Below are 24,202 nucleotides of genomic sequence, written 5' to 3'. Positions count from 1 at the left end.
CCGGCAACAACTTTTTGTCCCTATAGGACTTGGCATTGTTAAGCGCCGTTATCAAAGTCTCTAGAAAGCATTTGTGAAGCCGCAGATGCTTCGTATAGACCAACACCCTTTATTTTTTTGGCTGTCTCGTACCCTTCATTTCTAAATTTCTTGAGCATTTCCGATAATGCGATCAGCCTACTTGTATTTAATACCATTCTGACAACGACACCTTTGCATCGATGCCCTAGATCAATATGCTCCTTACCGTTTTCATCCAGTTTGATCGCATGATCACCGCTGCATATTAGAAAATTACCACCAAGGCGGCATATTCGATTAATCATATAAAGTCCAAAACCAGAATTATGCCAAGGATCATTAGTATCAATAATGGCACCTTCATAATTCTTACTTGATATAGCTGGCATTAAGGCCTGCTGTATTGCGTCGCTATCATTTGATACCTGTATATAAGGATTGTCTTGCAAAGATTCCCGTAGCCCAATACCGGAATCACCAATTGCAATTTCAACTTTTTCATACGATGGCCAATATTGCGCACAATATTCTATGCTTTTCGATTTGCTATGCTCATATACATTCCTCATGATCTCTCTGATTGAAAATGTTAGTGCATCAACGAGATTTCCAGTCTGGCTTTGAGATAGTATTTTAGATAAATGCTCCGCTCTTTTTTCAATAATGTCTTGTTCGTTTTTCCACTCTTCAGTTGCTTCATCAACTATCGTCTGAACTCTTAAAATAGTGAAAGGGACGAATCGATCATTTCCATCTACACAATTCGGTTCCCTTCCATGCTTCAAACCAAATGCTCGAAAAAAGGCCATATTGGCGGCGTATTCTTTGTTTTGAAATCCACCACACCTTACAGAGGTTTTCGGATTAGCCCGATTGAACTCTCTTATAAATTTTGCAATGTAAATCATTGTGAAGGGCTCTATTCTTCCCATCGAGGTAAAGTCGATTTTGACTTCATCTTCACCCTTCAGTGAGGATATCTCTGAGCAAAATTGGAAAACGGATTTTGCGTCGCATGAATTAGGATAAACGACCTTTGGCATGATATCTCCTGTCTCCTAACACTTATATATCGCGTACAGTCCTTTGTTAAGTTCAGCTTAATGCAGATGTTTTTTCTTGCATAGACTGCTTCGCCTTACTCTAACTTTGCACGGACTCGCTCTCCCCTCCCCTCAGCACTGCTGAGCACGGCGCGGTCAGTTCGGGAATTGCGCGAGGACTGTTTGAGCCGACAGGTGAGTTCCGCAGCGCCCGAGCTGGCCGCGCCGCGCGCAAGGGATCGGCGGCGATTAGCCGACGACAGTGATGCGGGGTGCCCTTTCTCTTTGCTTACTTTCTCTTTGGGCACGCAAAGAGAAAGTGAGTCGCCCAGCAGGGCGAAACAAAAAATATGATCCAAGGAAGGAATAAAGCGATTGATCAACCTGTCCGGTTAGGAGCCCCGAAACGCGACATACCCGCTACAACGCTTTCACCCCTTCGACCCCCCCTCCACAAAACCCAGACACAAAAAAAGGCGACCGAAGCCGCCTTTCTCATGCAATTCCAATAAAGGAATTACTTGCTCATCGCCTTGCGAATCTGCTGCAAGGTCCGCAACTGCGCCGTGGCTGCCGCCAACCGCGCTGCCGCCCGCGAATAATCAATATCCGCGTTCTGATTCAGCATATCGTGCTGCGCTTGTTTCTGCGCTTCCAGCGCGGCTGCCTCGTCGAGGTCGTCGGCACGCAATGCAGTATCAGCCAGAATGCTGACCACATTGGGCTGCACTTCGAGGTAGCCACCGGACACGTAGTAAACTTGCTCTTCACCGTTGTCCATGACGACACGAACCGGACCCGGCTCGAGTGAGGTGAGTAGCGGCGCGTGGCCGTAGGTCACACCTAGGTCGCCCTGGATACCATTGGCAACGATCAGTTTGGCGCGGCCGGAGAAGATTTCTTCTTCGGCACTTACGATGTCGCAATGTATAGTCATAGCCATATCTTCTGCCTCTTAGGCGTGAAGCCCGCTTGCGCGGACTTACAGTTTAGACGCTTTCTCGATGGCTTCTTCGATGGTGCCGACCATGTAGAAAGCCTGCTCTGGCAGGTGGTCGTAGTCACCGTTCAGAATGCCTTTGAAGCTGGAAATGGTGTCTTTTAGCGACACGTACTTACCGGGGCTGCCGGTGAAGATTTCCGCAACGTGGAAAGGCTGTGACAGGAAGCGCTCGATTTTACGCGCACGCTCTACGGTCATTTTGTCTTCTTCAGACAGTTCGTCCATACCCAGGATGGCGATGATGTCTTTCAGCTCTTTGTAGCGCTGAAGTACGGTCTGTACACCGCGGGCCACTTCGTAGTGCTCTTGACCGACCAGCAGGGGATCGAGCTGACGAGAGGTGGAGTCCAGCGGATCTACCGCAGGGTAGATACCTTTGGCGGCGATATCACGGCTCAGTACAACCGTTGAATCCAAGTGAGCAAAGGTGGTGGCCGGTGACGGGTCAGTCAAGTCATCCGCCGGTACGTATACCGCCTGGATAGAGGTGATAGAACCGGTTTTGGTTGAGGTGATGCGCTCCTGAAGAACACCCATCTCTTCCGCCAGGGTGGGCTGGTAACCTACCGCTGAAGGCATACGACCCAGCAGTGCAGATACTTCGGTACCGGCCAGTGTGTAACGGTAGATGTTGTCGACGAACAGCAGTACGTCACGACCTTCGTCACGGAATTTCTCAGCCATGGTCAGACCCGTCAGGGCCACGCGCAGACGGTTGCCCGGCGGCTCGTTCATCTGGCCGTAGACCATCGCTACTTTCGATTTGCTGAACTCTTTGACGTTTACAACGCCAGCTTCCTGCATTTCGTGGTAGAAGTCGTTACCTTCACGGGTCCGCTCACCCACACCGGCGAAGACTGACAGACCGCTGTGCTCGGTAGCGATGTTGTTGATCAGTTCCATCATGTTGACGGTTTTACCTACACCGGCACCACCGAACAGACCGACTTTACCACCCTTGGCGAACGGGCAAACCAGGTCGATAACCTTGATTCCAGTTTCCAGCAGGTCGGCAGAGGCCGCGAGCTCTTCGTATTTGGGCGCAGCGCGGTGGATTTCCATGCGCTCTTTTTCGCCGATGGGGCCGCACTCGTCGATGGGGTTGCCGAGTACGTCCATGATGCGACCCAGGGTTTCGATACCCACGGGTACTTTGATTTTTTCTTTGGTGTTGTCAACGTCCAGTCCACGACGCAGACCTTCGGAAGAACCCAGTGCGATCGCGCGTACTACGCCATCACCCAATTGCTGTTGTACTTCCAGGGTCAGACCGCTGTCGGTAACTGTCAGTGCATCATAAACCTGAGGCACGGCATCGCGCGGAAACTCCACGTCGATAACGGCGCCGATGACTTGTACGATACGTCCGCTACTCATGTTAGGTTCCTCTTAAAAACCTTAAAAATTCAAAATCCGTTGCCGGTATCGTCTTAAGACGATACCGCCGCCGCACCGCCAACAATCTCGGACAGCTCTTGCGTGATGGCTGCCTGACGGGCTTTGTTGTAGACCAATTGCAGACCGTCGATGATTTCGCCCGCGTTGTCGGTGGCGTTTTTCATCGCGATCATCCGGGCCGCCTGTTCACAGGCTCCGTTTTCAACCACTGTCTGGTAAACCTGTGACTCGACGTAGCGGGTCAGCAGTCCTTCCAGCAGTTCTTCCGGAGTGGGCTCGTAGATATAGTCCCAGTGGTGTTTCAGGCTGTCGTCCTGCTCGGCTTCCAGTGGCAGCAGTTGGCGCACGAAGGGGCTCTGCGTCATGGTGTTGATGAACTCATTGCCCACCAAGTACAGACGGTCGATCTTGCCTTCGCTGTAGGCGTCCAGCATGGTTTTCACGCTGCCGATCAGATCGGAAACGCTGGGTGCTTCACCCATGTCGCGCACTGCAGCCACAGTGTTGCCACCGTAGTTTTTGAAAAAGCCGGCTGCCTTGCCGCCAATGAGGCAGAGGTCAACGTCGACGTTTTTCTCGGACCAGCTTTGCATGGACTTGAGGGCCGCTTTGAACAGGTTGGTGTTCAAACCGCCACAGAGACCACGGTCTGTGGAGACGATAACGAAACCGACGCGCTTGACTTCCCGCTCTTCCATATACTGGTGGCGGTATTCCGGATTGGCATTGGCGATATGCCCAACCACTGCGCGCATACGCTGCGCGTAGGGCTTACCCACTTCCATGCGATCTTGAGCTTTGCGCATTTTGCTCGCCGCCACCATTTCCATGGCGCTGGTGATTTTCTGCGTGCTCTTGATGCTGGAGATCTGGGTGCGTATTTCTTTTGCACCTGCCATGTTTAAAAATCCTCAAGCAGCAAAGCGCCCCCGAAGGGACGCTTTATCCGTCTTACCAAGTCTGGGTAGACTTGAACTTTTCGACCAGTTCTTTGAACTTGCCTTCCAGCTCGTCATTCCAGTTGCCGGACTCGTTGATCTGTTTCATCACGTCGCCGTACTCGGCGTGCGCGAAGGATTGGATCGCAGATTCGAAGTCCAGCACCTTGGCGACTTCAACGTCTTTCAGGTGACCTTCATTAGCGCAGTACAGTGACAGTGCCATGTCGGCAATGCTCAGCGGGCTGTATTGCTTTTGCTTCATCAGCTCGGTAACGCGCTCACCCTGATCCAGCTGAGCCTTGGTGGCGTCGTCGAGGTCAGAGGCAAACTGAGAGAAGGCCGCCAGTTCGCGATACTGTGCCAGTGCAGTACGGATACCGCCGGACAGTTTCTTGATGATTTTGGTCTGTGCCGCACCACCAACCCGCGATACCGAGATACCGGCGTTCATCGACGGACGGATACCGGCGTTGAACATATCGGTTTCGAGGAAGATCTGACCGTCGGTGATGGAGATAACGTTGGTCGGTACGAAGGCCGATACGTCACCTGCCTGGGTTTCAATGATCGGCAGGGCGGTCAATGAACCGGTTTTGCCTTTCACTTCACCGTTGGTGAACTTCTCTACGTAGTCAGCAGAGACGCGCGCGGCGCGCTCGAGCAGACGCGAGTGGAGGTAGAAAACATCACCGGGGTAAGCTTCACGGCCCGGCGGACGACGCAGCAGCAGGGAGATCTGGCGGTAAGCCCAAGCTTGCTTGGTCAGGTCGTCGTAGATGATCAGCGCGTCTTCACCGCGGTCGCGGTAGTATTCGCCGATAGTACAGCCGGTGAACGGTGCAATGAACTGCATTGACGCGGGATCAGAAGCGGTCGCTGCAACGATAACGGTGTGATCCATGGCGCCGTGCTCTTCCAGTTTGCGCACAACGGCAGCAATAGAAGAGGCCTTCTGGCCTACAGCAACGTAGATACACTTAATACCAGAGTCTTTCTGGTTGATGATGGCGTCGACGGCGATGGCGGTTTTACCGATCTGGCGGTCGCCGATGATCAGCTCACGCTGGCCGCGGCCGATGGGTACCATGGAGTCAACGGCTTTCAGACCGATTTGCACGGGCTGGTCTACCGATTGACGCCAGATAACACCGGGGGCAACTTTCTCGACAGCGTCGGTCAGTTTGGCGTCGATGGGGCCTTTACCGTCGATGGGGTTACCCAGTGCGTCGATAACGCGGCCTTGCAGTTCGGGGCCTACCGGCACTTCCAAAATGCGGCCGGTACATTTACAGGTTTGCCCTTCGGCGATACCGAAGTAATCGCCCAGGACGACCGCGCCCACTGAATCGCGTTCGAGGTTAAGGGCCATACCAAAAAGGCCACCCTCGAATTCGATCATTTCACCGTACATCACATCGGTCAGGCCGTGGATACGTACGATACCGTCAGAAACCGAGACGATAGTGCCCTCATTTTGGGCTTCAGCGGTCACATCCAGTTTTTCGATGCGCTGCTTGATAATATCGCTAATCTCGGAGGGGTTCAGTTGCTGCATGCTCTGTTCCTCAATCCTATTCTCTATAACGCTCAGGAGTTCACTGCTTCAGCGAGTTTCGCCAAGCGACCGCGCACCGAGCCGTCGATAACCAGGTCGCCAGCGCGAATCACTACACCGCCAATTAAGCTGCGGTCTTCGTGGCTGCTGACTTTTACCTGACGATTCAGTTTTTTACTCAGAACATCGGCCAGACGTTGCTCGGACTCTGAATCCAAGGCGAAGGCTGTGGTCAGCTCAACGTCGACAGACTGTTCCTGGACAGCTTTCTGGGCTTCGAACAACTCGCTGATGATTGGCAGCAGTGCCAAGCGTTTGTTTTCTGCGAGAATCCTGATGAAATTTTCACCGCCGGCATTGAGTGCATCGCCGCAGACGTCGATAAATTTCTGCGCTTGCTGCTCGGTGGTGATGGCCGGTGAAGACAGCAGCTTGGCTACCGTTTCCTGGCTGGCGACAGCCGCTGCCGTTGCCAGCATTTGTGACCACTCACCTAATGCCGAAGAAGCCAGGGCGTGCTCGAAAGCCGCCTTGGCGTAGGGTCTAGCCATCGTGCTCAATTCAGCCATGTCAACCTCGCTTACAGGCCAGCGGCCAGCTTGTCGACCATGTCTTTATGAACAGACTCATCGATAGATGCTTCCAGCACTTTCTCAGCACCAGCCAGAGCCAGAGCGGCAACCTGTGAACGCAGTGCTTCTTTCGCACGGTTCACTTCCTGCTCTACCTCAGCCTGGGCAGCGGCTTTCAGGCGGTCGCCCTCAGCTCGTGCCGACTCTTTCGCTTCATCAATAATTTGATTGGCGCGCTTGTTGGCAGCATCAATGATGGAAGCCGCTTCCGCTTTCGCTTCGCCAAGCTGCTTGGCAGCTTTTTCTTGAGCAAGCTCAAGATCGCGTCCCGCGCGGTCAGCGGCATCAAGACCGTCAGCAATCTGCTTTTCACGCTCTTCCATGGCCTTGCGAATGGCGCCCCACACAAAAGCGTGGCAGAACCAAATGAAGAACAGGAAGGTGATCGATTGTCCAATCAGTGTGAGATTAATATTCACGCCGATACCTCTGCTATATCAAGTTGCTGAACGTGTCGTATTCCGAATGCGTGCAAATTAAGCGGGCAGGCCGGGAACAACAACGAACAGAACGTACATAGCGATACCAACACCGATCATCGGAACGGCGTCAAGCAGACCGGCGATCAGGAACATTTTACCTTGCAGCATGGGAGCCAGTTCGGGCTGACGAGCAGAGCCTTCCAGCAGCTTACCGCCCAGCAGAGCGAAGCCGATGGCAGTACCCAGTGCGCCAAAACCGATCATCAGTGAAACAGCAATCAGAGCCAAACCCATGGTAGTTCTCCTACATCTATTTAAGTTAAGAAAAGTTGGTTAAAACAAATTACCTCAGTGGAACTGGTCTTCTTCTTCGATCTGGTGTGCCGTCGCCATGTAGACGATGGTCAGTACCATGAAGACGAAGGCCTGCAGGGTGATAACGAGGATGTGGAATACCGCCCACGCCCACTGCAATACACCTGCAAACAGTCCCAAAATCAGTCCGGCGCCGAACATAGTGGCGATCAGAATGAAAATCATCTCACCCGCGTACATGTTGCCGAACAGTCGCAGACCCAGTGAGATCGGCTTGGACACCCAGGAAATGGCTTCCAGCGCGAAGTTGATCGGCACCAGCAGAATATTCACGTACCACTTGGGGTGGTGAAACGGGTGCAAGGTAAGTTCTTTAACAAAGCCCATAAAGCCTTTTTTCGCGATGGTGAAGTACACCATCAAGCCAAAGATTGTGAAGCCCATACCCAGGGTAACGTTGGGGTCGGTAGTGGGTACGACTTTAAAGAAGAAGTGTGGGTCGCCACTGATCAGGGCGGCCAGTTGAGGAATCCAGTCGACGGGCACCAGGTCCATGGTGTTCATCAGGAAAATCCACATAAAAATGGTGAGCGCCATCGGCGCGATCATGGCATTTTTGTGATGGAAGCCGTCTTTTACAGTCTGGTCGATGAAACCAATGATCATTTCAATCGCGTTCTGTGCGCCGCGGGGTACGCCGCTTTGCGCACGTTTAGCGATGCGGGCGAAAATCAGCAGGAACAAAAAGCCCAGGCCGATAGACCAAAGCATGGAGTCAACGTGAATGGCCATAAAGCCCATATCCGCTGCTTCCTGGCTGCTGTGTGCCAAGGTCCAAGTAGCTTCGGGCAAAACTTCATGTACGTGGCCTTCAGCATCGAGGCGCTCGTAGCCAGCAGGAAGCTTACCGTACGTGAGATTGGTTAAGTGGTGTTGGATATACCCAACTGTAGACTGCGATTCCCCTGCCATGTGTCACTCTCGACTCTGTTAAGCGTTGACCTTAAACCCGGCTTTTCCGACGCCGCTGTGCAAACCCTGCCAGGAGGGCGGCGTTCAGTAGCATAACCAGCACATATGCCAGAAATAAGACTGGCACATGCAGGGGCCTGACTGTGGCGAACACACCGGCAAAGAGTCCGATTGTTGCCAGAAACTTGCCCGCTTCACCCCGGTAAAAAGCACGAGTTACCTCGCGCGCGTAAGCCGCACCAGCGTAGCGAAACGCCTGGCGCGCAAAATACGCATTGGGTAAAACGGAAATCAGCCCACCGATCAACAGGGAATAGGCGGCAACCCCGTTGACGAAATATGTTATGCCGCTCGCCATTAGCAGTAAGGCACATTGCAAACCGTATATTGTGGCCAGTGGAGGGCGAACCTTGTCGCGCACCGAAATCGGCCGCCGTGGTGTCGCTGTCATTGCCCTCTACACCTGTTGCTGCAACGCGTCTTTTGCTTGTCCGAAAAGCGGGGCGAATTATAGGTGGTCACTGGCTAAGGATCAACCGATTTGGGTCGCATTGCGACGAAAGTCGGCAATAAGCACATGCCACAATTTTTCACAATTCGCTATAAATATCAGGAATTTAGCACTTCCATTTGGCGGCTGTCGCCGGCCAACCACCACATCCTGTATCGTTCCGCATCGCGGTACACCAGATAGGCCATCAGCCTGGGTGAAACCGTTTATTTGATATGGGCGAGAATCCCGTCCAGCTCATCGAGGCTGCTGTAGCTGATGGTGACCTTACCCTTGCCTTTCGCCCCGTGCTGAATCTGCACTGGCGAGCCAATGGTCTCCGACAGCTTGTCTTGAAGTTGTTTGATATCGGGATCGAGCTTGGCAGGGGCTGACTTGTTGCCCTGTTTGGCCTCGTCCACCAGTTTGCGCACCAGCGCTTCTGTCTGGCGCACCGAGAGGCCTCGGCTGACAACCATCGCCGCCGCGCTGCTTTGTTGTTCCAGTGGCAAACCGAGTAATGCTCGGCCATGACCCATTTCGATATCACCGTTTTCCAACAGAGTTTGCACATCGTCACGCAAGCCGGTCAGGCGCAAGAGATTGGTGATGGTAGTCCGGGACTTGCCGACCAGACCGGCGATTTCGGCGTGGGTCAGTTCGAATTCTTTCTGCAGGCGCAGCAGTGCCTGGGCCTCTTCCATGGGATTGAGGTCTTCGCGCTGCAGGTTTTCGATCAGCGCCATGGCCGCCGCCGCTTCGTCGGGTACATCGCGAATCAGCGCGGGAACCGTGTCCAGCCCGGCCAGCTGGCTGGCACGCCAGCGGCGTTCACCGGCGATAATTTCGTAGCGATCCTGACCGACGCCGCGCACCACAATAGGTTGCATAATACCCTGGGAACGAATGGAGTTAGCCAACTCTTCCAGACCTTCCGGCGGCATTTCACGGCGGGGCTGGTAGCGACCGCTCTGCAGAAACTCGATGGGCAGGTTTTTCAGTTCACCATCGACAGGCTCGCTCTGCGCAGTCGCCGCGGGTTCCGATGCCGGGCTGCTGTCAGCCACTGCAACCGGTTCCGCTGTAGCGCCCAACAGGGCATCCAGTCCTCTACCCAAACCTCGTTTCTTAGCCATTGATCGGTTCGACCTGTTGTTCTTGCGGGTTGTCATTATTGCTGCGTTGTGCCCGGCGCAAAATTTCACCAGCCAGCGCGAGATAGGCGAGCGCGCCTTTGGATTGCTTGTCGTAGTAGAGCACCGGCAGTCCGTGGCTGGGCGCTTCGGCCAGCCGGACATTGCGGGGAATCACCGTGCTGTAGAGTTTGTCACCAAAGTGCTGGCGCAGTTCATCGGTGACCTGATTGGTCAAGCTGTTGCGGCCGTCAAACATGGTTCGAAGAATGCCTTCGATGCGCAGCGTCGGATTGATCAGCTGGGTCACCCGGTTCACGGTGTTGAGCAGCGCTGTCAGCCCCTCGAGCGCGTAGTACTCGCACTGCATGGGGATGATGACGCCCTGAGCTGCTGCCAGCGCATTGACGGTGAGCATGTTCAACGACGGTGGACAGTCGATCAACACATAGTCGTACTGATCGGCGATCGGCGTCAGTGCTTCGCGAAGGCGAAACTCGCGGCCGATTTCATTGATCAGCTCCACCTCGGCGGCAGTGAGATCCTGATTGGCAGGAAGCACATCGAAACCGCTTTCGGGCGTGGGGACCGCCGTTTCGGCAATACCGCGCTGACCAACCAGTACATCGTAAACGCTGTAGTCCACGGCATTTTTGTCGACACCGCACCCCATGGTGGCATTGCCCTGGGGGTCGAGATCAATCAGCAGAATGCGGCGTTTCGTCGCCGCCAGCGAGGCCGCAAGATTGACGCTGGTAGTGGTTTTACCCACCCCGCCTTTCTGGTTGGTGATTGCGAATATGGTGGCCACGGCCCGGATCCTATTGCTCGCTTGCAGCGGGTTCGCCGGTACGGGGCGAGATCACCAGCAGATGGCGGGCCTCGTCGACACCGGGAACAGACAGCGTATGACAGGTCTCGACGATAAAGCGTTTTGGCAACTGACTCAACTCCTGCTCGGGGTAGAGTCCCTTCATGGCAAACATTTTGCCGCCAGGCGCGAGCAGGTGCTCACACCCCTGAGCCATATCGGCCAGCGAGGCGAAGGCTCGCGAGGTGATGGCATCGAAGCCGCGTTCATCGCACAGGGCTTCCACCCGATCACAGTGCACCTCGACATTTCGCAGGCCAAGCTGCGCACGGGCTTCAATCAGAAAACGGGTTTTCTTTCCATTGCTGTCGAGCAGCTCAAACTGTCGCTCGGGAAACAGAATCGCCAGGGGAATGCCGGGCAAACCAGGTCCGGTGCCAACATCAAGCACTCGTTGCCCCTGCACCAAGCTGGCAATACTGAGACTGTCGAGCAGATGGCGGTTCAACATCTGCGCGGGGTCGCGCACGGCGGTCAGATTGTAGGCGCGGTTCCATTTGTGCAGCAGCGCCAGATAATCCAACAGCAATTGCTGCTGCACCGGACTGAGCTCAAGGTGTAATTGACGGGCGCCGTCGGTGAGGGCTTGGGAAAAATCGCTGCTCACCTCAGGCTGATTTCCGTTCCAGCAGGCCGCGCTTTTTCAGTGTGATCAGCAACAGCGACACCGCCGCAGGCGTGACGCCGGGAATGCGCGAAGCCTGTGCCAGCGTTTGCGGCCGGGAATCGCTGAGCTTTTGCTTGATTTCGTTACTCAAGCCGTCGATGGCACTGTAATCGAAATCCAGCGGCAATGGCGTTTCTTCATGCCGACGCAGGCGCTCGATCTCGTCTTTCTGCCGCTCGATGTAGCCCGCGTATTTCACACCGATTTCCAATTGCTCGGCCACGGTGGCGTCAACCGTTTCGCCATCGTTAATCATCGAGGCCAGATCGGCGTAGCCCAACTCCGGGCGCTTGAGCAGATCGAGCAGATTGTACTCGTGACTGATCGGCTTGTTGAATTTGGCGGCCAATTGTTCAGCTTGGGGTGAGTTGGGCTGAATCCAGGTGCTGGCCATGCGCTGACGCTGGCGTTCAATGGTTTCGCGCTTTTCGCAGAAGGCCGCCCAGCGGGCATCGTCGACCAGACCCAATTCGCGACCTTTCTCGGTGAGACGCTGATCGGCATTGTCTTCCCGCAGTAGCAAGCGGTATTCCGCGCGGGAGGTAAACATGCGGTAGGGTTCTTTGGTACCCATGGTGATCAGATCGTCGACCAGTACGCCAATGTAGGCTTCGTCGCGACGGGGACACCAGGCGTCTTTGCCCTGGGCAAGCAGTGCCGCGTTGGCACCGGCCAACAGGCCTTGTGCGGCGGCTTCTTCGTAACCCGTGGTGCCGTTGATTTGCCCGGCGAAGAACAGGCCACCGATGAACTTGGTTTCCAAGGAGTTTTTCAGATCCCGTGGTTCGAAGAAATCGTACTCAATCGCGTAACCGGGACGCGTCATGTGCGCGTTCTCAAAGCCCTTGATGGAGCGCACCAGATTCAGCTGCACATCGAATGGCAGACTGGTGGAGATGCCGTTGGGGTAGAGCTCGTGAGTATTCAGACCTTCAGGCTCGATAAACACCTGATGGGAGTTCTTGTCGGCAAACCGGTGAACTTTGTCTTCGATCGACGGGCAGTAGCGCGGGCCGATGCCTTCAATGACGCCGGTGTACATGGGTGAGCGATCCAGGCCGCTGCGAATAATGTCGTGGCTACGCTCATTGGTATGGGTAATCCAGCAGCACACTTGTTCGGGGTGCATGTCGCGGCTGCCGAGATAGGACATTACCGGGCGAGGTTCATCTCCCCACTGTTGCTCCAGGCCTTCAAAGTTGACGGTTTTGGCATCAATCCGCGGTGGTGTCCCGGTTTTCAGGCGATCGACTCTGAAGGGCAGCTCGCGCAAACGGTGGGCGAGTGCGATAGAGGGCTGGTCGCCGGCACGTCCGCCACTGTGGTTATCCAGGCCAATGTGAATTTTGCCGCCAAGGAAGGTGCCCGCCGTAAGAACGACCGTTTCGCTGTAAAACTTCAGACCAATGTTGGTGACGACACCACGGGCCCGGTCACCTTCAACAATGAGGTCATCGACGGCCTGTTGGAATATGGCCAGATTCGGCTGGTTTTCCAGCATTTCCCGAATAGCGGCTTTGTACAAGACGCGGTCGGCTTGGGCACGGGTTGCGCGAACAGCGGGACCTTTGCGTGCGTTCAGGGTGCGGAACTGGATACCGCCGTGGTCAGTGGCCAGGCCCATGGCACCGCCCAAGGCGTCGACTTCTTTTACGAGGTGACTTTTTCCGATACCGCCAATAGCCGGATTACAGGACATTTGTCCCAGTGTTTCGATGTTGTGGGTCAGCAACAGGGTGGCACAGCCCATTCTCGCTGCAGCCAGCGCGGCTTCGGTACCGGCATGGCCGCCACCTATAACAATGACATCGTAACGCTGCGGATAGTCCACGGTGCACCTGATTTTTAAGAAGAGTTCTCGGGGAGCGAGATTATACGGCCTTCTGCTTTGGCTGCAATGAATTGGTGAAATTTTAGCCAATTCTCTTTCTTGTGAAAAAAAGGAATAAAGAATTTATGAATATATATGTTGATAGATTTATGTTTTTTTATTTTTGATGTAACTATTAGGAATAGCTATTTTTGTGGGTAAGTTATTTAACGCTATGTTTTTATTCGAAAAATTTGATGTATAAATGGGTGATTTATCCACAATTTTCCTGTTGCCTCCCTGTGCCCTGCGTGGGGATGAAATGTGGATAAGTTCGTCGGTTTTTTCACCTTGTGGGTAAATGCCAAGTTACTGACGGCTTGTTCACAGTCTCGGGGGCAGCTGTCCCGATGTTATCCCGGCGAGTTTTTTGGGGTTCAGGCGGTGGAACGGGACAGCAGTTCTTTGATTTTTTCCTGCAAGCGGCTCAGCGACACAGGTTTGCTCAGGAAGGCATCCATCCCGGCTTCAATACAGCGCTGTTGCGTGTCGCTGTCAGTATTGGCGGTAAGGGCGATAATCGGTGTGATCTTTCGAAGCTTATGGCGGATCACCTGAGTGGCTTCAAAGCCATCCATTTCAGGCATTTGCAAGTCCATGATAATCAGGTCAACGGCTTGTTTTTCCAGCAGCTCCACCGCTTCACGCCCATTGTTGGCCGCGAGGTGATTCACTTGCCACTGCTCCAGACTGCGGATGATCAACATTTGGTTGACTGGATTATCTTCCACCACCAATACCCGCAGACCTTTCAGCGGGTGTGCGTATGTTGATTGGCTTGCGGGGGAGCACTGGCGGTAAGGACACCGCCATTGAACGGTGAATCGGCTGCCTTTGCCGGGCTGGCTGATGACCCGGACCTCGGCGTCCATGAGCTCTGACAGGCGTTTGACAATGGCCAGTCCCAGCCCCGAACCGCCGTAGCGCCTTGCGGTTGAGCTATCTGCCTGATGGAAGCTTTCGAAAATGTGGGGAAGTTGCTCCTGGCTGATGCCGATGCCGGTGTCGGTCACTTGCAGTTGCAGGGCTAGCTGTCGGTCGGTTTTGCCGTTGATGCTCAACTTCAGGCTGACCTCGCCACGGTGCGTGAATTTCACCGCATTGGCGCAGAGATTGATCACTATTTGACGGAGGCGCGTTTCATCGCCGTACAGCTCCATGCTGCTCAGCTCGGGGTCCAGTTCGCTGTGTAGTTGAATGTCCTTGGTGCTGGCTTCAAGACGCATGGGTTCAAGGTAATCACCCAGCAGCTCGTCGGCGGCAAAGTAGCGCTCTTCGAGCTGCATATCGCCTTTTTCGATTCGGGAGAAGTCCAGAATATCGTTAACGATATACAGGAGGTGTTGGCTAGAACTTTTGGCGATATTAACGTAGCGGCGTTGCTCGTCATCCAGCGGGCTGTTGGCCAGCAGTTGCAGCATGCCCAGGGCGCCATTCATTGGGGTGCGCAGTTCGTGGGTCATGGTGGCGAGGAACAGGGTTTTTGCCTGACTGGCCTCTTCGGCGTGCTGCTTGGCTTGTTTCAGCTCGTCGACGTATTCGCTGAGGGCGCGCTGCTGGGCTTCGATGCTGCTTGCCATCTGGTTAATATGGCTCTGCAGCTCGCCCAGTTCTCCCGTTGCCAACTTCTGAATGCGGCTGCTGTGGTCGCCGCGGGCAATGCGCCCGGTAACCTGTTCGATATCACTGAGCGGTTTGGACAGTTTGCGGCTGAAATACAGCGCCAGCGAGATACTGAGTATGGCGGTGACGATGGCGATGGCGCTTGAGACGAGAGCAATGCGTTGCTGCAGGTTGGCCAGCTCCCGGTCAGATAGATCTATTTCCAGTCGGCCCAGTACCCGTTGCGGACCGGCGGGCAGTGGCTGTCCGGTGATGCTGTCTTCCAGCGGAATACGGGCTTGCCGGATGGTGGTAGCCAGCGTGGTGCCGCTGCCTTCCGACTCGAGCTTACTGATGCTTATGGGTTTTTCACTGTCATTGGTATAGACCCGAATCGCGATGATATTGCCGCGAAGTACCGGGGCGATAATATCCTCAATCTGTTCCCGACTGCCGCTGATCAGCGGCAGCTCAAGCATGGCAGCCAGGTTGTCGGTCATGCGGTGGCCAATATCGAGCTGGCTTTGTCTGGCGTCGTCAAGCCTTGCAGCGAGCGTATAGCTGAACAGGGCAATAAACAGCAGCAGCATGGGCAGCAGGCTGACCAGCAGTATGTGTTGAAACAGGCTTTGTCGCGGGGGCCAGCGCATATCAGTTCTGCCGTATTTGCTGCAGCAAGTCGGTTTCACTGTGAATCGGGATGCCCAGTGACTCGGCGACGTGGTGATTGATACTCACATTGAATTTGCTCGGGTAGCGCGGTTGGGGAATCTCTCCGGTATCGATGTAGTGTTGAATGCTATCGACGATATCGTCGATATAGTGCTCAGGTTCAGAGTTTACTGATGCCAGTGCTCCCGCCGTCACAAACGCTTTGTTTGGGCCGATGACCAGCGTGTTATGCCGGTAGGCGGCGAGGAGAATGCTGCGAATACTATTGGCGTTGTACAGTTCCGTTTCCGGCGTGGCGAGCAGAACATCACTCTGTTGAATAAGCCGGTTGATCTGGCGTTCAGGACTGTTGGCGGCCTCCTGGCTTTCAAATCGGTACTCCGGATAAAGCGCGGTCAGCGCGTCATACTGCATGCGGTACTCGGGATGTTTCCATGCCATGGCGATATCGGCGTGGCGTTTACCAATTAACGTGTTGATGAGTTTCAGCTGTCGAGACAAGGGCTGATCGGCATAAACGGCGCTGTTGGTGCCGGTTCGATACGCGGCAAATCGGGCGCTGTTGATATACATCGCAAATCGGGCCCGATATGGCGGATTGTTGTCGAGTAAGTGTAGTAGCTCGTCGGAGATGATGAGAAGAATATCGCCCGCCTGCTCGGCTGGTGGAAGCTGAGCGATGTAGGTGTTAATGGGGAAGTTGGCTTTTTGTTGAATGCCATTAGCGAGTGATTGCAGGTTGGGCGTGTCGGCAGGCAATATCAGGTCGACGGCGGCCTGAGTCAGGTCGCCGGCAACGCTGAGGCTGGTCGCAAACAGGAAGACGACGATCCTCAGACAGTGTTGCACTCCTTTCAACATGGCTCATCCTTGTCGACGATGCCATCGAATCCCGTGATGGCGTTAAAAGCGCAGGCTTACACTCACTAGATGACGTGTGCTGTCATCGTAAAAGTTATCGGCCAGCAACTCGCTGTTCTGGTCGTGTCGGTAGCGCAGCACGTAGGCCAGTTCGAGTTCGCTGCGGCCAACATCCACCTTTTGGGCAAGGCGCACATCCGAGCGGGAGAAGGTATTGTTTCGTCCCTTGGATTGCCGCGTGTTTTCACTGTAGTACCGCGCTATCGATAGCCGCGTTTGTGTCGGCCATTGGTAACTGACTAACAGGCTGCCCGAGTTTTGTGGCGTAAAGCTCTCTTCATTTGAGTTGCTGCTGTCGGAATTGATGTAGGCATAGCTGGCGTGAATCAGCCATGCACTGCTGGGACGGTAGTCAATCTCTGTTTCAATCCCTCGCTGGCGCAGCGTGTTGTTGTTTTCCGGGGTAAATTTTTCCAGTGATGTGGAATCGGAAACCAGTCGCTTCAATCGGTCGTTAAAGACTTTGACGTCCCACTGCAGTCCCCATTGCTGGAAATTACCGTAGTAGCCCAGCTCGCTGGATGCAATGCGCTCAGCACGTAAATCAGGGTTACCTGTGGCCTTGATCACATACTCGCCACTATCTATGCCGGGAACGTATGGCTGGATATCCGTGATCCGGTAGCTCCAGTCTGCCGACGTCTCCAGCAGGTCGGGGGTTCTGACGGCTTCGGAGTACACCGCGCGGATACTGTGATTGGGGGTAAAGTGGTAGTGAACTGCGACGCGCGGAGAAAAATGCTTGCGGCCTTCGTTGCTGTCGCGCTCCCAGGAGGCTCCGATGTTGCTGCTGATCGCGTCGTTAACGGTGTATTCCAAGTTGCCGAACAATTGAACACTGTCACTGCGTCGGCTGCCATTGTAATAGGTGTCGGAGCTGACGCGATTGTGTTTATAGTGGACGCCCGCCACGGTTCGCAATGCCTTGTTCCAGATCATGGTGTCCTGAAACTCCACGTCTTGCCGCGATTGTCTGCTGTTTTCATTGGGTGACACCAAGACCAGCGGAGAGGGATGGTCTGGTCGACCGATAAACGCGGGCGGAATCATCGCCTGCCATTCTTTTATCTGCTTTTGACCTGAATAGTCGAGCCGCAGGTGCTGGCTGTGGTTGCGATTAAGATCCCAGCTGAGTTTGGCGGAGAGGTAGTGGTTCTTGTGCTGCGTGTCTGGCGAGGTGACATCGACGTCGTCGAAGTCATCGGTATTCCAGCCCTGCTTGAAACCACTGCCGAAACTCAGCGCGGTGCCATTGCCAAAATTCTTTTCATAGCGGAGGTTGGCCATATCACTGTTGTCGCTGTCGCGGCGATCCTCACCGTCGGCATTTTTATCAAAACCGTCGTCACGACGGCTGTGGGCGGTGATACGAAATTGTCCGTCGGCAAGGTCGCCGGCATGACTAAGCAGGTAATCTTCAGTCTTACCGCTGCCACGTCGAGCCATTACGGCCCAGCGGTCACTGTCTTCCGGATGGCGACTGATGATGTTGATGACCCCGAGGAAGGCGTTGGCGCCATAACTGGCGGTGGACGGGCCACGCACGATTTCAATGCGCTCAATATCCTCGATTGCCAGCGGGATATCGTTCCAGTTCACCGTCGCGAGGCCCGCCTGATAGATACTGCGACCGTCAATCAGCACCTGCATACGGCGCGAGTCGCGGTAGTTGGTACCGTGGTAGCTGACAACATGGTTCCAGCCGTCACGGGCGCCGACAGCCGTTCCGGGAATCAGCCGAAACAGCTCGGGAATGCGGCGTATCCCGGAGGCGGCAATCATCTCTCTATCAATAACACTGACGCTGGCGGGAACTTCGCTGCGGTTCTGCTTCAGGCGGGCTGGGGTTAATACAACGGGCAGTTGGTCGTTGAGTAGCTGGGCGCGGCTGTCGGGTGCGGTGAAAACCGTCGTCCCAAGGCAAATGCATAGGGCACTGTAAGCGGCGCTGCGAGAATTCTTTGGCATATTTCATCCTGAATGCGTCTACATCGATACGCTAATTGTAGCGCCTTACGTCATTTCTGGTGCATGACTGTGCAATCTCATTTTCCCATAGTATTTGATTTTTCATATATGTAATATCGTATATATAGCTTTCCCCTTGTCATGCTATGGCCCGCATCCGGCTATTTTCTGTTAGCAGAGAACGCGTTTTGAAAATTCTTTATATCTGTACCCATAACCGCTGCCGAAGCATTCTGTCTGAGGCTGTCAGCAATCACTTTGGTCAGGGGCTTATTGAAGCTCGCAGTGCAGGCAGCGATCCTGCCGGAGAGGTCCACCCAGAGTCGCTTAAGGCACTGACAGCGGAAGGTATTTCGACCGAGGGTTTACAAAGCGATTCCTGGCAGGATCTTAGCGACTTCAATCCCGATGTGGTGATCACCGTCTGCGACGCTGCTGCCGGTGAGGTATGTCCGCTCTGGATGGGCGCTACGCCCAAGCTTCATTGGGGACTGAAAGATCCGTCGGCGCTCGACGGCACGGAAGAAGATCGTTTGCAGGCCTTTGGCGATTGCATCGCGCTGATACGGCAACGGCTGGAGGTTTTGATGGATGTCGCCTCGCTGCCACCCGAGCGCTGGTCCGCGGCCTTACAGGCTCTGGGGGCCAAATCATCATGACGGCACTTCCCAACATTCAGACCGATCAATTTCATATGCCGGGTCAGGATGGATTTGCCAAAGTGCCTAGTCGTCACAAGCCCCGGGTCCTGTTGTTGTATGGCTCGTTGAGAAGCCGCTCATTCAGCCGTCTGGTCGTAGAAGAATGTGCCCGTCTGCTAGCTGCGATGGGGGCGGAGACGCGGATCTATGATCCGACGGGCCTGCCACTGCCAGACAGCGAGGATGCCGAGCACCCCAAGGTGCAGGAGTTGCGGGAGGGGGTGATGTGGTCAGAGGCCCAGGTGTGGTGTTCCCCGGAACGACACGGGGCGATGACCGGTATTATGAAAGCGCAGATTGACTGGATTCCCCTGTCACTGGGCGCGGTGCGGCCGACACAGGGTAAAACGCTGGCGGTGATGCAGGTTTGCGGCGGCTCTCAGTCGTTTAATGTGGTCAACCAGCTGCGGGTACTGGGCCGCTGGATGCGCATGTTGACGATTCCCAACCAGTCGTCGGTACCCAAGGCATTTCTGGAATTTGATGATAACGATCGAATGAAGCCCTCACCCTATTACAACCGAATCGTGGATGTGATGGAGGAGCTAATGAAGTTTACGCTGCTGACTCGCGACAATAACCCGTACTTGCTGGACCGCTATTCCGAACGTGTGGAAAGTGCAGAGCAATTAATGGCGCGTGTAAATCAAGCAGATATTTAAGGAACGATTATGGGCATCTTCGAGCGCTATCTGTCGCTGTGGGTCGGACTGTGTATTGTGGTGGGTGTGCTGTTGGGAAACTGGCAGCCGGAAGCATTTGCGCAGATAGCTGCGCTGGAGTATGCACACGTCAATCTGGTGGTGGCGGCACTGATCTGGTTGATGATTTATCCCATGATGATTCAGGTGGATTTCTCATCGCTGCGCGATGTCGGTAAAAAACCCAAAGGGCTGGCGTTAACCCTGACCATCAACTGGTTGATTAAGCCGTTTACCATGGCGTTGTTGGGTTGGTTGTTTTTCCGGTATGTGTTTGCCGACTGGGTTGACCCGCAATCTGCCGGGGAATATATCGCCGGGATGATTCTGCTGGGCGTAGCTCCCTGCACCGCGATGGTGTTTGTATGGAGTCAACTGACCAAGGGTGACCCAAATTACACGTTGGTACAGGTGTCGGTGAACGACCTGATTATGGTGTTTGCCTTTGCGCCGATTACCGCGTTTTTACTGGGTATCAGTGATATTCAAGTGCCCTGGCAAACCCTGCTGTTATCAGTGGGTCTGTATGTGGTGTTGCCGTTGGTTGCCGGGATTCTCACGCGTCGTCATCTGGATAGTGCAGACGACCATCAGCGCCTCAATGGTTTTGTTGCGCGCCTGAAACCTTGGTCAATCATCGGCTTGCTGGCAACCGTTGTGTTGTTGTTCGGTTTTCAGGCACAGAGCCTGTTTGCCCAGCCGCTGATTATTTTGATGATTGCCGTACCTTTGCTAATACAAAGCTACGGCATTTTTGCCCTCGCCTACTTTGCTGCCTGGCGTCTGCGCTTGCCCCACAATGTGGCGGCGCCCGCCAGTATGATCAGCACGTCCAACTTCTTTGAACTGGCCGTGGCTGTTGCCATTTCCCTGTTCGGACTGCACTCCGGTGCTGCACTGGCGACGGTCGTCGGGGTCTTGGTGGAGGTGCCGGTGATGCTGTCGCTGGTGGCCTTTGCCAATCGCAGCCGTCAGTATTTTGTCGAGAAATAGCTGTTTATTTACCGATACAGAAACTGGAAAAGATTCTGCCCAGCAGGTCGTCAGAGCTAAATGCGCCGGTGATTTCCGACAGGCTTTGCTGGACCAGCCGCAGTTCTTCGGCGAGTAACTCTCCGGCCTGAAATTCCCGCAGTTGCTGCTCGCCTTCCTGGAGGTGCTGCTGGGCGGTCTCCAGTGCTTCGATATGACGGCGGCGAGCGATATAGGGACTGTCGCCGTCTTCAAAGCCAACACACTTTTTCAGATGTTCCCGCAGCAGTTCAATACCGTCACCCTGCTTCGCGCTGAGGTAGAGTCGTGGTGGTTCGCCCTCTTCCTCTCTCGGCGTCTGTCCGCTGAGATCGCATTTGTTGAAAATCAGGCTGAGTTTTCCGTTGTTGGCGTGAGCTTGGAACGCCTCCGGTATGCTGGCGTTGTCGCTCTGGTTGCTGTCCACAATCAACAGAATGCGGTCGGCCTTGTCGATTTCCTGCCAGGCGCGGCGAATGCCCTCCTGTTCTACCGGATCATCGCTGTCGCGGAGACCGGCCGTATCGATGATGTGCAGTGGCATACCGTCGATAAGAATATTTTCGCGCAGAACATCCCGGGTGGTGCCTGCAATATCCGTGACGATGGCCGATTCTCTCCCGGCCAAGGCGTTGAGAAGGCTGGATTTACCGGCATTCGGCTTGCCGGCGATGACAACGGTCATACCATCGCGCATCAGGCTACCCTGTCGAGCGGACGCCCTTACCCGGTCCAATTGGTGTTTGATGTTGTCGAGGTCGTCGGCGATGCGACGGTCGCTGATAAAATCGATCTCCTCTTCGGGAAAGTCGATGGCGGCCTCAACATAGATGCGCAGGACGGTAACGGCTTCCACCAGTTGATCAATTTCGCGGCTGAAGGCGCCGTCCAGCGATCGCATGGCCTGACGGGCGGCCTGTTCTGACGCGCTGTCGATCAGATCGGCAATGGCTTCTGCCTGGGTCAGGTCAATTTTATTGTTGAGGAAGGCGCGTTCGGAGAACTCTCCGGGTCGGGCCATGCGCGCGCCAGCGCGAAGACAGGCTTTCAGCAGCCGATCCATAATTACCGGGCCACCGTGACCCTGGAGTTCCAGCACGTCTTCGCCGGTAAAAGAATTGGGGCCGGGAAAGTAGAGCGCAAGGCCCTGATCGATCACATCGGTCTGGCCGTCGAGCACTTCCCGGAAGTGGGCAAAGTGGGCGCGGCGTGGTTCCGGTGCCCGGCTCATCAGCGCCTGGGCAATGCGAAGAGCGTCGGGGCCGGAAATACGCACGATGCCGACGCCGCCCTTGCCGGGAGGCGTGGCAATGGCGGCGATGGTATCGCTGCGGCTCATAATCAGCGGGTCGAAAGACCGGCTTTTTCAATGCGCCGCGTGATGATGTATTGCTGCACAATCGACAGGGTGTTGTTGACGACCCAGTACAGCACCAGACCCGCAGGGAAGAACAGGAAGAAGAAGGTGAACACAATGGGCATCCATTGCATGATCTTCGCCTGCATCGGGTCAGCCGGTGGCGGATTAAGCTTCTGCTGTATGAACATGGAGACGCCCATGATCAGCGGCAGAATAAAGTAAGGGTCCATCGCCGAGAGGTCGTTAATCCACAGCATGAATGGGGCGTGGCGAAGTTCTACACTCTCCATCAATACCCAGTAGAGCGCAATGAACACGGGCATTTGCACCAGCATGGGTAGGCAGCCGCCAATGGGATTGATTTTTTCCTTCTTATACAGCTCCATCATGGCTTGCGACTGTTTCTGACGGTCGTCGGCGTAGCGCTCGCGCAATTCCATGAGTTTGGGCTGAACACGACGCATATTGGCCATTGAGGTAAAGGCTTTGGCGTTGAGTTGGAAGAAGGCAATCTTCACCATCAGCGTCAGTACGATAATCGACCAGCCCCAGTTGCCGAACACACCGTGGATTTTTGTCAGCAGCCAGAACAGGGGTTGGGCAATCCACCATAGCCAGCCGTAATCCACGGTCAACTCGAGGCCGGGGGATATTTCTTCCAGTCGATACTGGTCTTTGGGGCCGATATAAATAGCGGCGTCGATGTCACCCTGCGTGCCTGCTGCCACGCTAGTTGCGGGGGAGGTAAAGCGGGCAATATTCATGTCGTTGCTGGTGACAACGGTATTGAAGCGGTTGCTGGCCGATTGGTCGGGTACCCACGCACTCACAAAATAGTGCTGAATGATAGCGATCCAGCCCCCTTCCATTTCTTCCTTAACAGGCTTGTCGCGCAGTTTTTGGAAGGGACGCTTATTGTAGGGGTCTTCGCTGGTGGCGTAGGCCACGCCGATAAACGGCTTCATGGCGAACAGACCGTCGTTATTGACACTGGGGTCAGCGCTGTTGCCGCGCTTCAGTTGGCCGAACAGTTGCGCAGAGAACGGCTCAGTAGAGCGGTTATCGATCAGGTATTTCATGCCGATCAGATAGTCACCGCGCTGCAGGGTAAAGCGTTTGATAATGCTGATGTCGTCACTGTAGGCGTAGTGAAGGTCAATGCTCACACTGTCTTCACCGTCGGCGAGAGTCAGGTTTTCCTCGGCGGCGCGGAAGCGGGGGCGGCCATCAGCGGTATCCGTGGCATTTTTGCCGATCAAGCCGCTCTGGGCGGTGAAGCGGCGGCGCTGGTTGTTCTCCAGCAGGACAAAGGCATCGTCTGATTCCAGGCCGTCTTTGTGCTCAAGCATGGCGGCGTACACAATGTCGCCGCCTTGAAGGTCAATTTTCAGATCCAGCACATCGCTTTTCAGCGTCACATAGCGGGCGTTACTGGTGGTGCCGCTCGAGAGCTCAGGCATTGCCTCGGCCACATCATCGTGTGCCGCGGGCAGCTCGCCGTTGGCCTCGGTGGATGGCAGGTCCGCTGCCGGCTCAGAGGTGTTTGTATCAACATCGGCGGCGGCCGCCAGCGGCGCGTTCGGTGAAACGTCGAAGTTTTTCCACTCGACGAGCAGCATCACCGATAAGGCGGCGATAGCGGCAATAAGAAGGTAGCGCTGAATATCAATCATTGCTTGATAGCCTTGGTGGAATTGGAATGGTTGTCGCAGTGCGGACAGGGTGGAACCGGATCATAGCCACCGGGGTGGAAGGGGTGGCAGCGCCCGATGCGGCGCACACTGAGCCAGGTGCCTCGCAAGGCGCCGTGGCGGGAGATGGCTTCGGCAGCGTAGTGTGAACACGTGGGATAGAAACGGCAGTGCGGTGCCATCAGCGGACTGATGCACAGCCGGTAAAACGTAATGCAGGCAATTAATAGGCGCTGCAAGGC

The 24,202-nt window shown here is 54.9% G+C and carries 23 protein-coding genes; 3 read left to right on the top strand and 20 right to left on the bottom strand.

Annotated elements, in window-relative coordinates; genetic code table 11:
- Positions 1–38: 38 nt before the first annotated feature.
- From G411_RS19955 to G411_RS0109240, 17 genes are all read right to left on the bottom strand, one after another.
- Positions 39–1,064, bottom strand: coding sequence for a hypothetical protein (locus G411_RS19955; RefSeq protein ID WP_022958929.1), 1,026 nt, complete (start codon positions 1,062–1,064; stop codon positions 39–41).
- A 517-nt stretch (positions 1,065–1,581) separates the two neighbouring features.
- The gene (locus G411_RS0109315; protein ID WP_022958928.1) at positions 1,582–2,007 is read right to left on the bottom strand and encodes a F0F1 ATP synthase subunit epsilon; all 426 of its coding nucleotides are present in this window, start codon (positions 2,005–2,007) and stop codon (positions 1,582–1,584) included.
- 39 nt (positions 2,008–2,046) lie between these two features.
- Positions 2,047–3,444 (bottom strand): F0F1 ATP synthase subunit beta, encoded by a 1,398-nt coding sequence (gene atpD, locus G411_RS0109310; RefSeq protein ID WP_022958927.1) that lies wholly within the window; start codon positions 3,442–3,444, stop codon positions 2,047–2,049.
- Between the two features lie 53 nt (positions 3,445–3,497).
- Positions 3,498–4,364, bottom strand: a complete 867-nt coding sequence (gene atpG / locus G411_RS0109305; RefSeq protein WP_022958926.1) for a F0F1 ATP synthase subunit gamma — start codon at positions 4,362–4,364, stop codon at positions 3,498–3,500.
- Positions 4,365–4,416: 52 nt separating this feature from the next.
- The gene (gene atpA, locus G411_RS0109300; RefSeq protein WP_022958925.1) at positions 4,417–5,961 is read right to left on the bottom strand and encodes a F0F1 ATP synthase subunit alpha; all 1,545 of its coding nucleotides are present in this window, start codon (positions 5,959–5,961) and stop codon (positions 4,417–4,419) included.
- 32 nt (positions 5,962–5,993) lie between these two features.
- Complete coding sequence (locus G411_RS0109295) at positions 5,994–6,530, bottom strand: F0F1 ATP synthase subunit delta (RefSeq protein ID WP_022958924.1); 537 nt, start codon at positions 6,528–6,530, stop codon at positions 5,994–5,996.
- An 11-nt stretch (positions 6,531–6,541) separates the two neighbouring features.
- The gene (locus G411_RS0109290) at positions 6,542–7,012 is read right to left on the bottom strand and encodes a F0F1 ATP synthase subunit B (protein ID WP_022958923.1); all 471 of its coding nucleotides are present in this window, start codon (positions 7,010–7,012) and stop codon (positions 6,542–6,544) included.
- Between the two features lie 57 nt (positions 7,013–7,069).
- Positions 7,070–7,309: a F0F1 ATP synthase subunit C gene (atpE, locus tag G411_RS0109285; RefSeq protein ID WP_022958922.1), complete on the bottom strand. Its 240-nt coding sequence runs from the start codon at positions 7,307–7,309 to the stop codon at positions 7,070–7,072.
- Between the two features lie 54 nt (positions 7,310–7,363).
- Entirely contained in the window at positions 7,364–8,302 is a 939-nt protein-coding gene (atpB, locus tag G411_RS0109280) for a F0F1 ATP synthase subunit A (RefSeq protein WP_022958921.1), read from the bottom strand.
- A gap of 31 nt (positions 8,303–8,333) precedes the next feature.
- Positions 8,334–8,753, bottom strand: coding sequence for an ATP synthase subunit I (locus tag G411_RS0109275; RefSeq protein ID WP_022958920.1), 420 nt, complete (start codon positions 8,751–8,753; stop codon positions 8,334–8,336).
- A 266-nt stretch (positions 8,754–9,019) separates the two neighbouring features.
- Positions 9,020–9,928, bottom strand: coding sequence for a ParB/RepB/Spo0J family partition protein (locus G411_RS0109270; protein WP_028968299.1), 909 nt, complete (start codon positions 9,926–9,928; stop codon positions 9,020–9,022).
- Positions 9,921–10,736, bottom strand: a complete 816-nt coding sequence (locus G411_RS19950) for a ParA family protein (RefSeq protein WP_022958918.1) — start codon at positions 10,734–10,736, stop codon at positions 9,921–9,923. Before G411_RS19950 ends, G411_RS0109270 begins: the two co-directional genes overlap by 8 nt.
- A gap of 10 nt (positions 10,737–10,746) precedes the next feature.
- The gene (gene rsmG, locus G411_RS0109260; protein WP_022958917.1) at positions 10,747–11,403 is read right to left on the bottom strand and encodes a 16S rRNA (guanine(527)-N(7))-methyltransferase RsmG; all 657 of its coding nucleotides are present in this window, start codon (positions 11,401–11,403) and stop codon (positions 10,747–10,749) included.
- 1 nt (position 11,404) lies between these two features.
- Positions 11,405–13,294 carry a tRNA uridine-5-carboxymethylaminomethyl(34) synthesis enzyme MnmG gene (gene mnmG, locus G411_RS0109255; RefSeq protein ID WP_022958916.1) on the bottom strand — a complete coding sequence of 630 codons (1,890 nt, stop codon included), beginning with the start codon at positions 13,292–13,294 and terminating at the stop codon, positions 11,405–11,407.
- A 416-nt stretch (positions 13,295–13,710) separates the two neighbouring features.
- Positions 13,711–15,585, bottom strand: coding sequence for a response regulator (locus tag G411_RS19945; protein ID WP_022958915.1), 1,875 nt, complete (start codon positions 15,583–15,585; stop codon positions 13,711–13,713).
- A 1-nt stretch (position 15,586) separates the two neighbouring features.
- Positions 15,587–16,468: a type 1 periplasmic-binding domain-containing protein gene (locus G411_RS0109245; protein ID WP_022958914.1), complete on the bottom strand. Its 882-nt coding sequence runs from the start codon at positions 16,466–16,468 to the stop codon at positions 15,587–15,589.
- 42 nt (positions 16,469–16,510) lie between these two features.
- Positions 16,511–18,496, bottom strand: coding sequence for a TonB-dependent receptor plug domain-containing protein (locus G411_RS0109240; protein ID WP_022958913.1), 1,986 nt, complete (start codon positions 18,494–18,496; stop codon positions 16,511–16,513).
- A 188-nt stretch (positions 18,497–18,684) separates the two neighbouring features.
- Here G411_RS0109240 and G411_RS0109235 point away from each other — a divergent pair, with 188 nt between their 5' ends.
- The 3 genes from G411_RS0109235 to arsB are packed head-to-tail and all read left to right on the top strand — an operon-like array spanning position 18,685 to position 20,891.
- Positions 18,685–19,155, top strand: coding sequence for an arsenate reductase ArsC (locus G411_RS0109235; RefSeq protein WP_022958912.1), 471 nt, complete (start codon positions 18,685–18,687; stop codon positions 19,153–19,155).
- Positions 19,152–19,859 carry an arsenical resistance protein ArsH gene (arsH, locus tag G411_RS0109230; protein WP_022958911.1) on the top strand — a complete coding sequence of 236 codons (708 nt, stop codon included), beginning with the start codon at positions 19,152–19,154 and terminating at the stop codon, positions 19,857–19,859. Before G411_RS0109235 ends, arsH begins: the two co-directional genes overlap by 4 nt.
- Before the next feature lie 9 nt (positions 19,860–19,868).
- A complete protein-coding gene (arsB, locus tag G411_RS0109225) occupies positions 19,869–20,891 on the top strand; it encodes an ACR3 family arsenite efflux transporter (RefSeq protein WP_022958910.1) in 1,023 nt (340 codons plus the stop codon).
- Positions 20,892–20,895: 4 nt separating this feature from the next.
- On the opposite strand, the gene mnmE is transcribed toward arsB, so the two are convergent.
- From mnmE to yidD, 3 genes are read right to left on the bottom strand one after another with little or no spacing between them, the layout of a single operon-like run.
- Positions 20,896–22,248 carry a tRNA uridine-5-carboxymethylaminomethyl(34) synthesis GTPase MnmE gene (mnmE, locus tag G411_RS0109220; RefSeq protein WP_022958909.1) on the bottom strand — a complete coding sequence of 451 codons (1,353 nt, stop codon included), beginning with the start codon at positions 22,246–22,248 and terminating at the stop codon, positions 20,896–20,898.
- A 2-nt stretch (positions 22,249–22,250) separates the two neighbouring features.
- Positions 22,251–23,942, bottom strand: coding sequence for a membrane protein insertase YidC (yidC, locus tag G411_RS0109215; protein WP_022958908.1), 1,692 nt, complete (start codon positions 23,940–23,942; stop codon positions 22,251–22,253).
- Positions 23,939–24,199 carry a membrane protein insertion efficiency factor YidD gene (yidD, locus tag G411_RS21860; protein WP_211218299.1) on the bottom strand — a complete coding sequence of 87 codons (261 nt, stop codon included), beginning with the start codon at positions 24,197–24,199 and terminating at the stop codon, positions 23,939–23,941. Before yidD ends, yidC begins: the two co-directional genes overlap by 4 nt.
- Between the last annotated feature and the right edge of the window lie 3 nt (positions 24,200–24,202).

Source organism: Spongiibacter tropicus DSM 19543 (assembly GCF_000420325.1).
Lineage (GTDB): Bacteria > Pseudomonadota > Gammaproteobacteria > Pseudomonadales > Spongiibacteraceae > Spongiibacter > Spongiibacter tropicus.
Note: the sequence above shows the minus strand (reverse complement) of the source record. Positions and strands in the feature narration are given on the sequence as shown.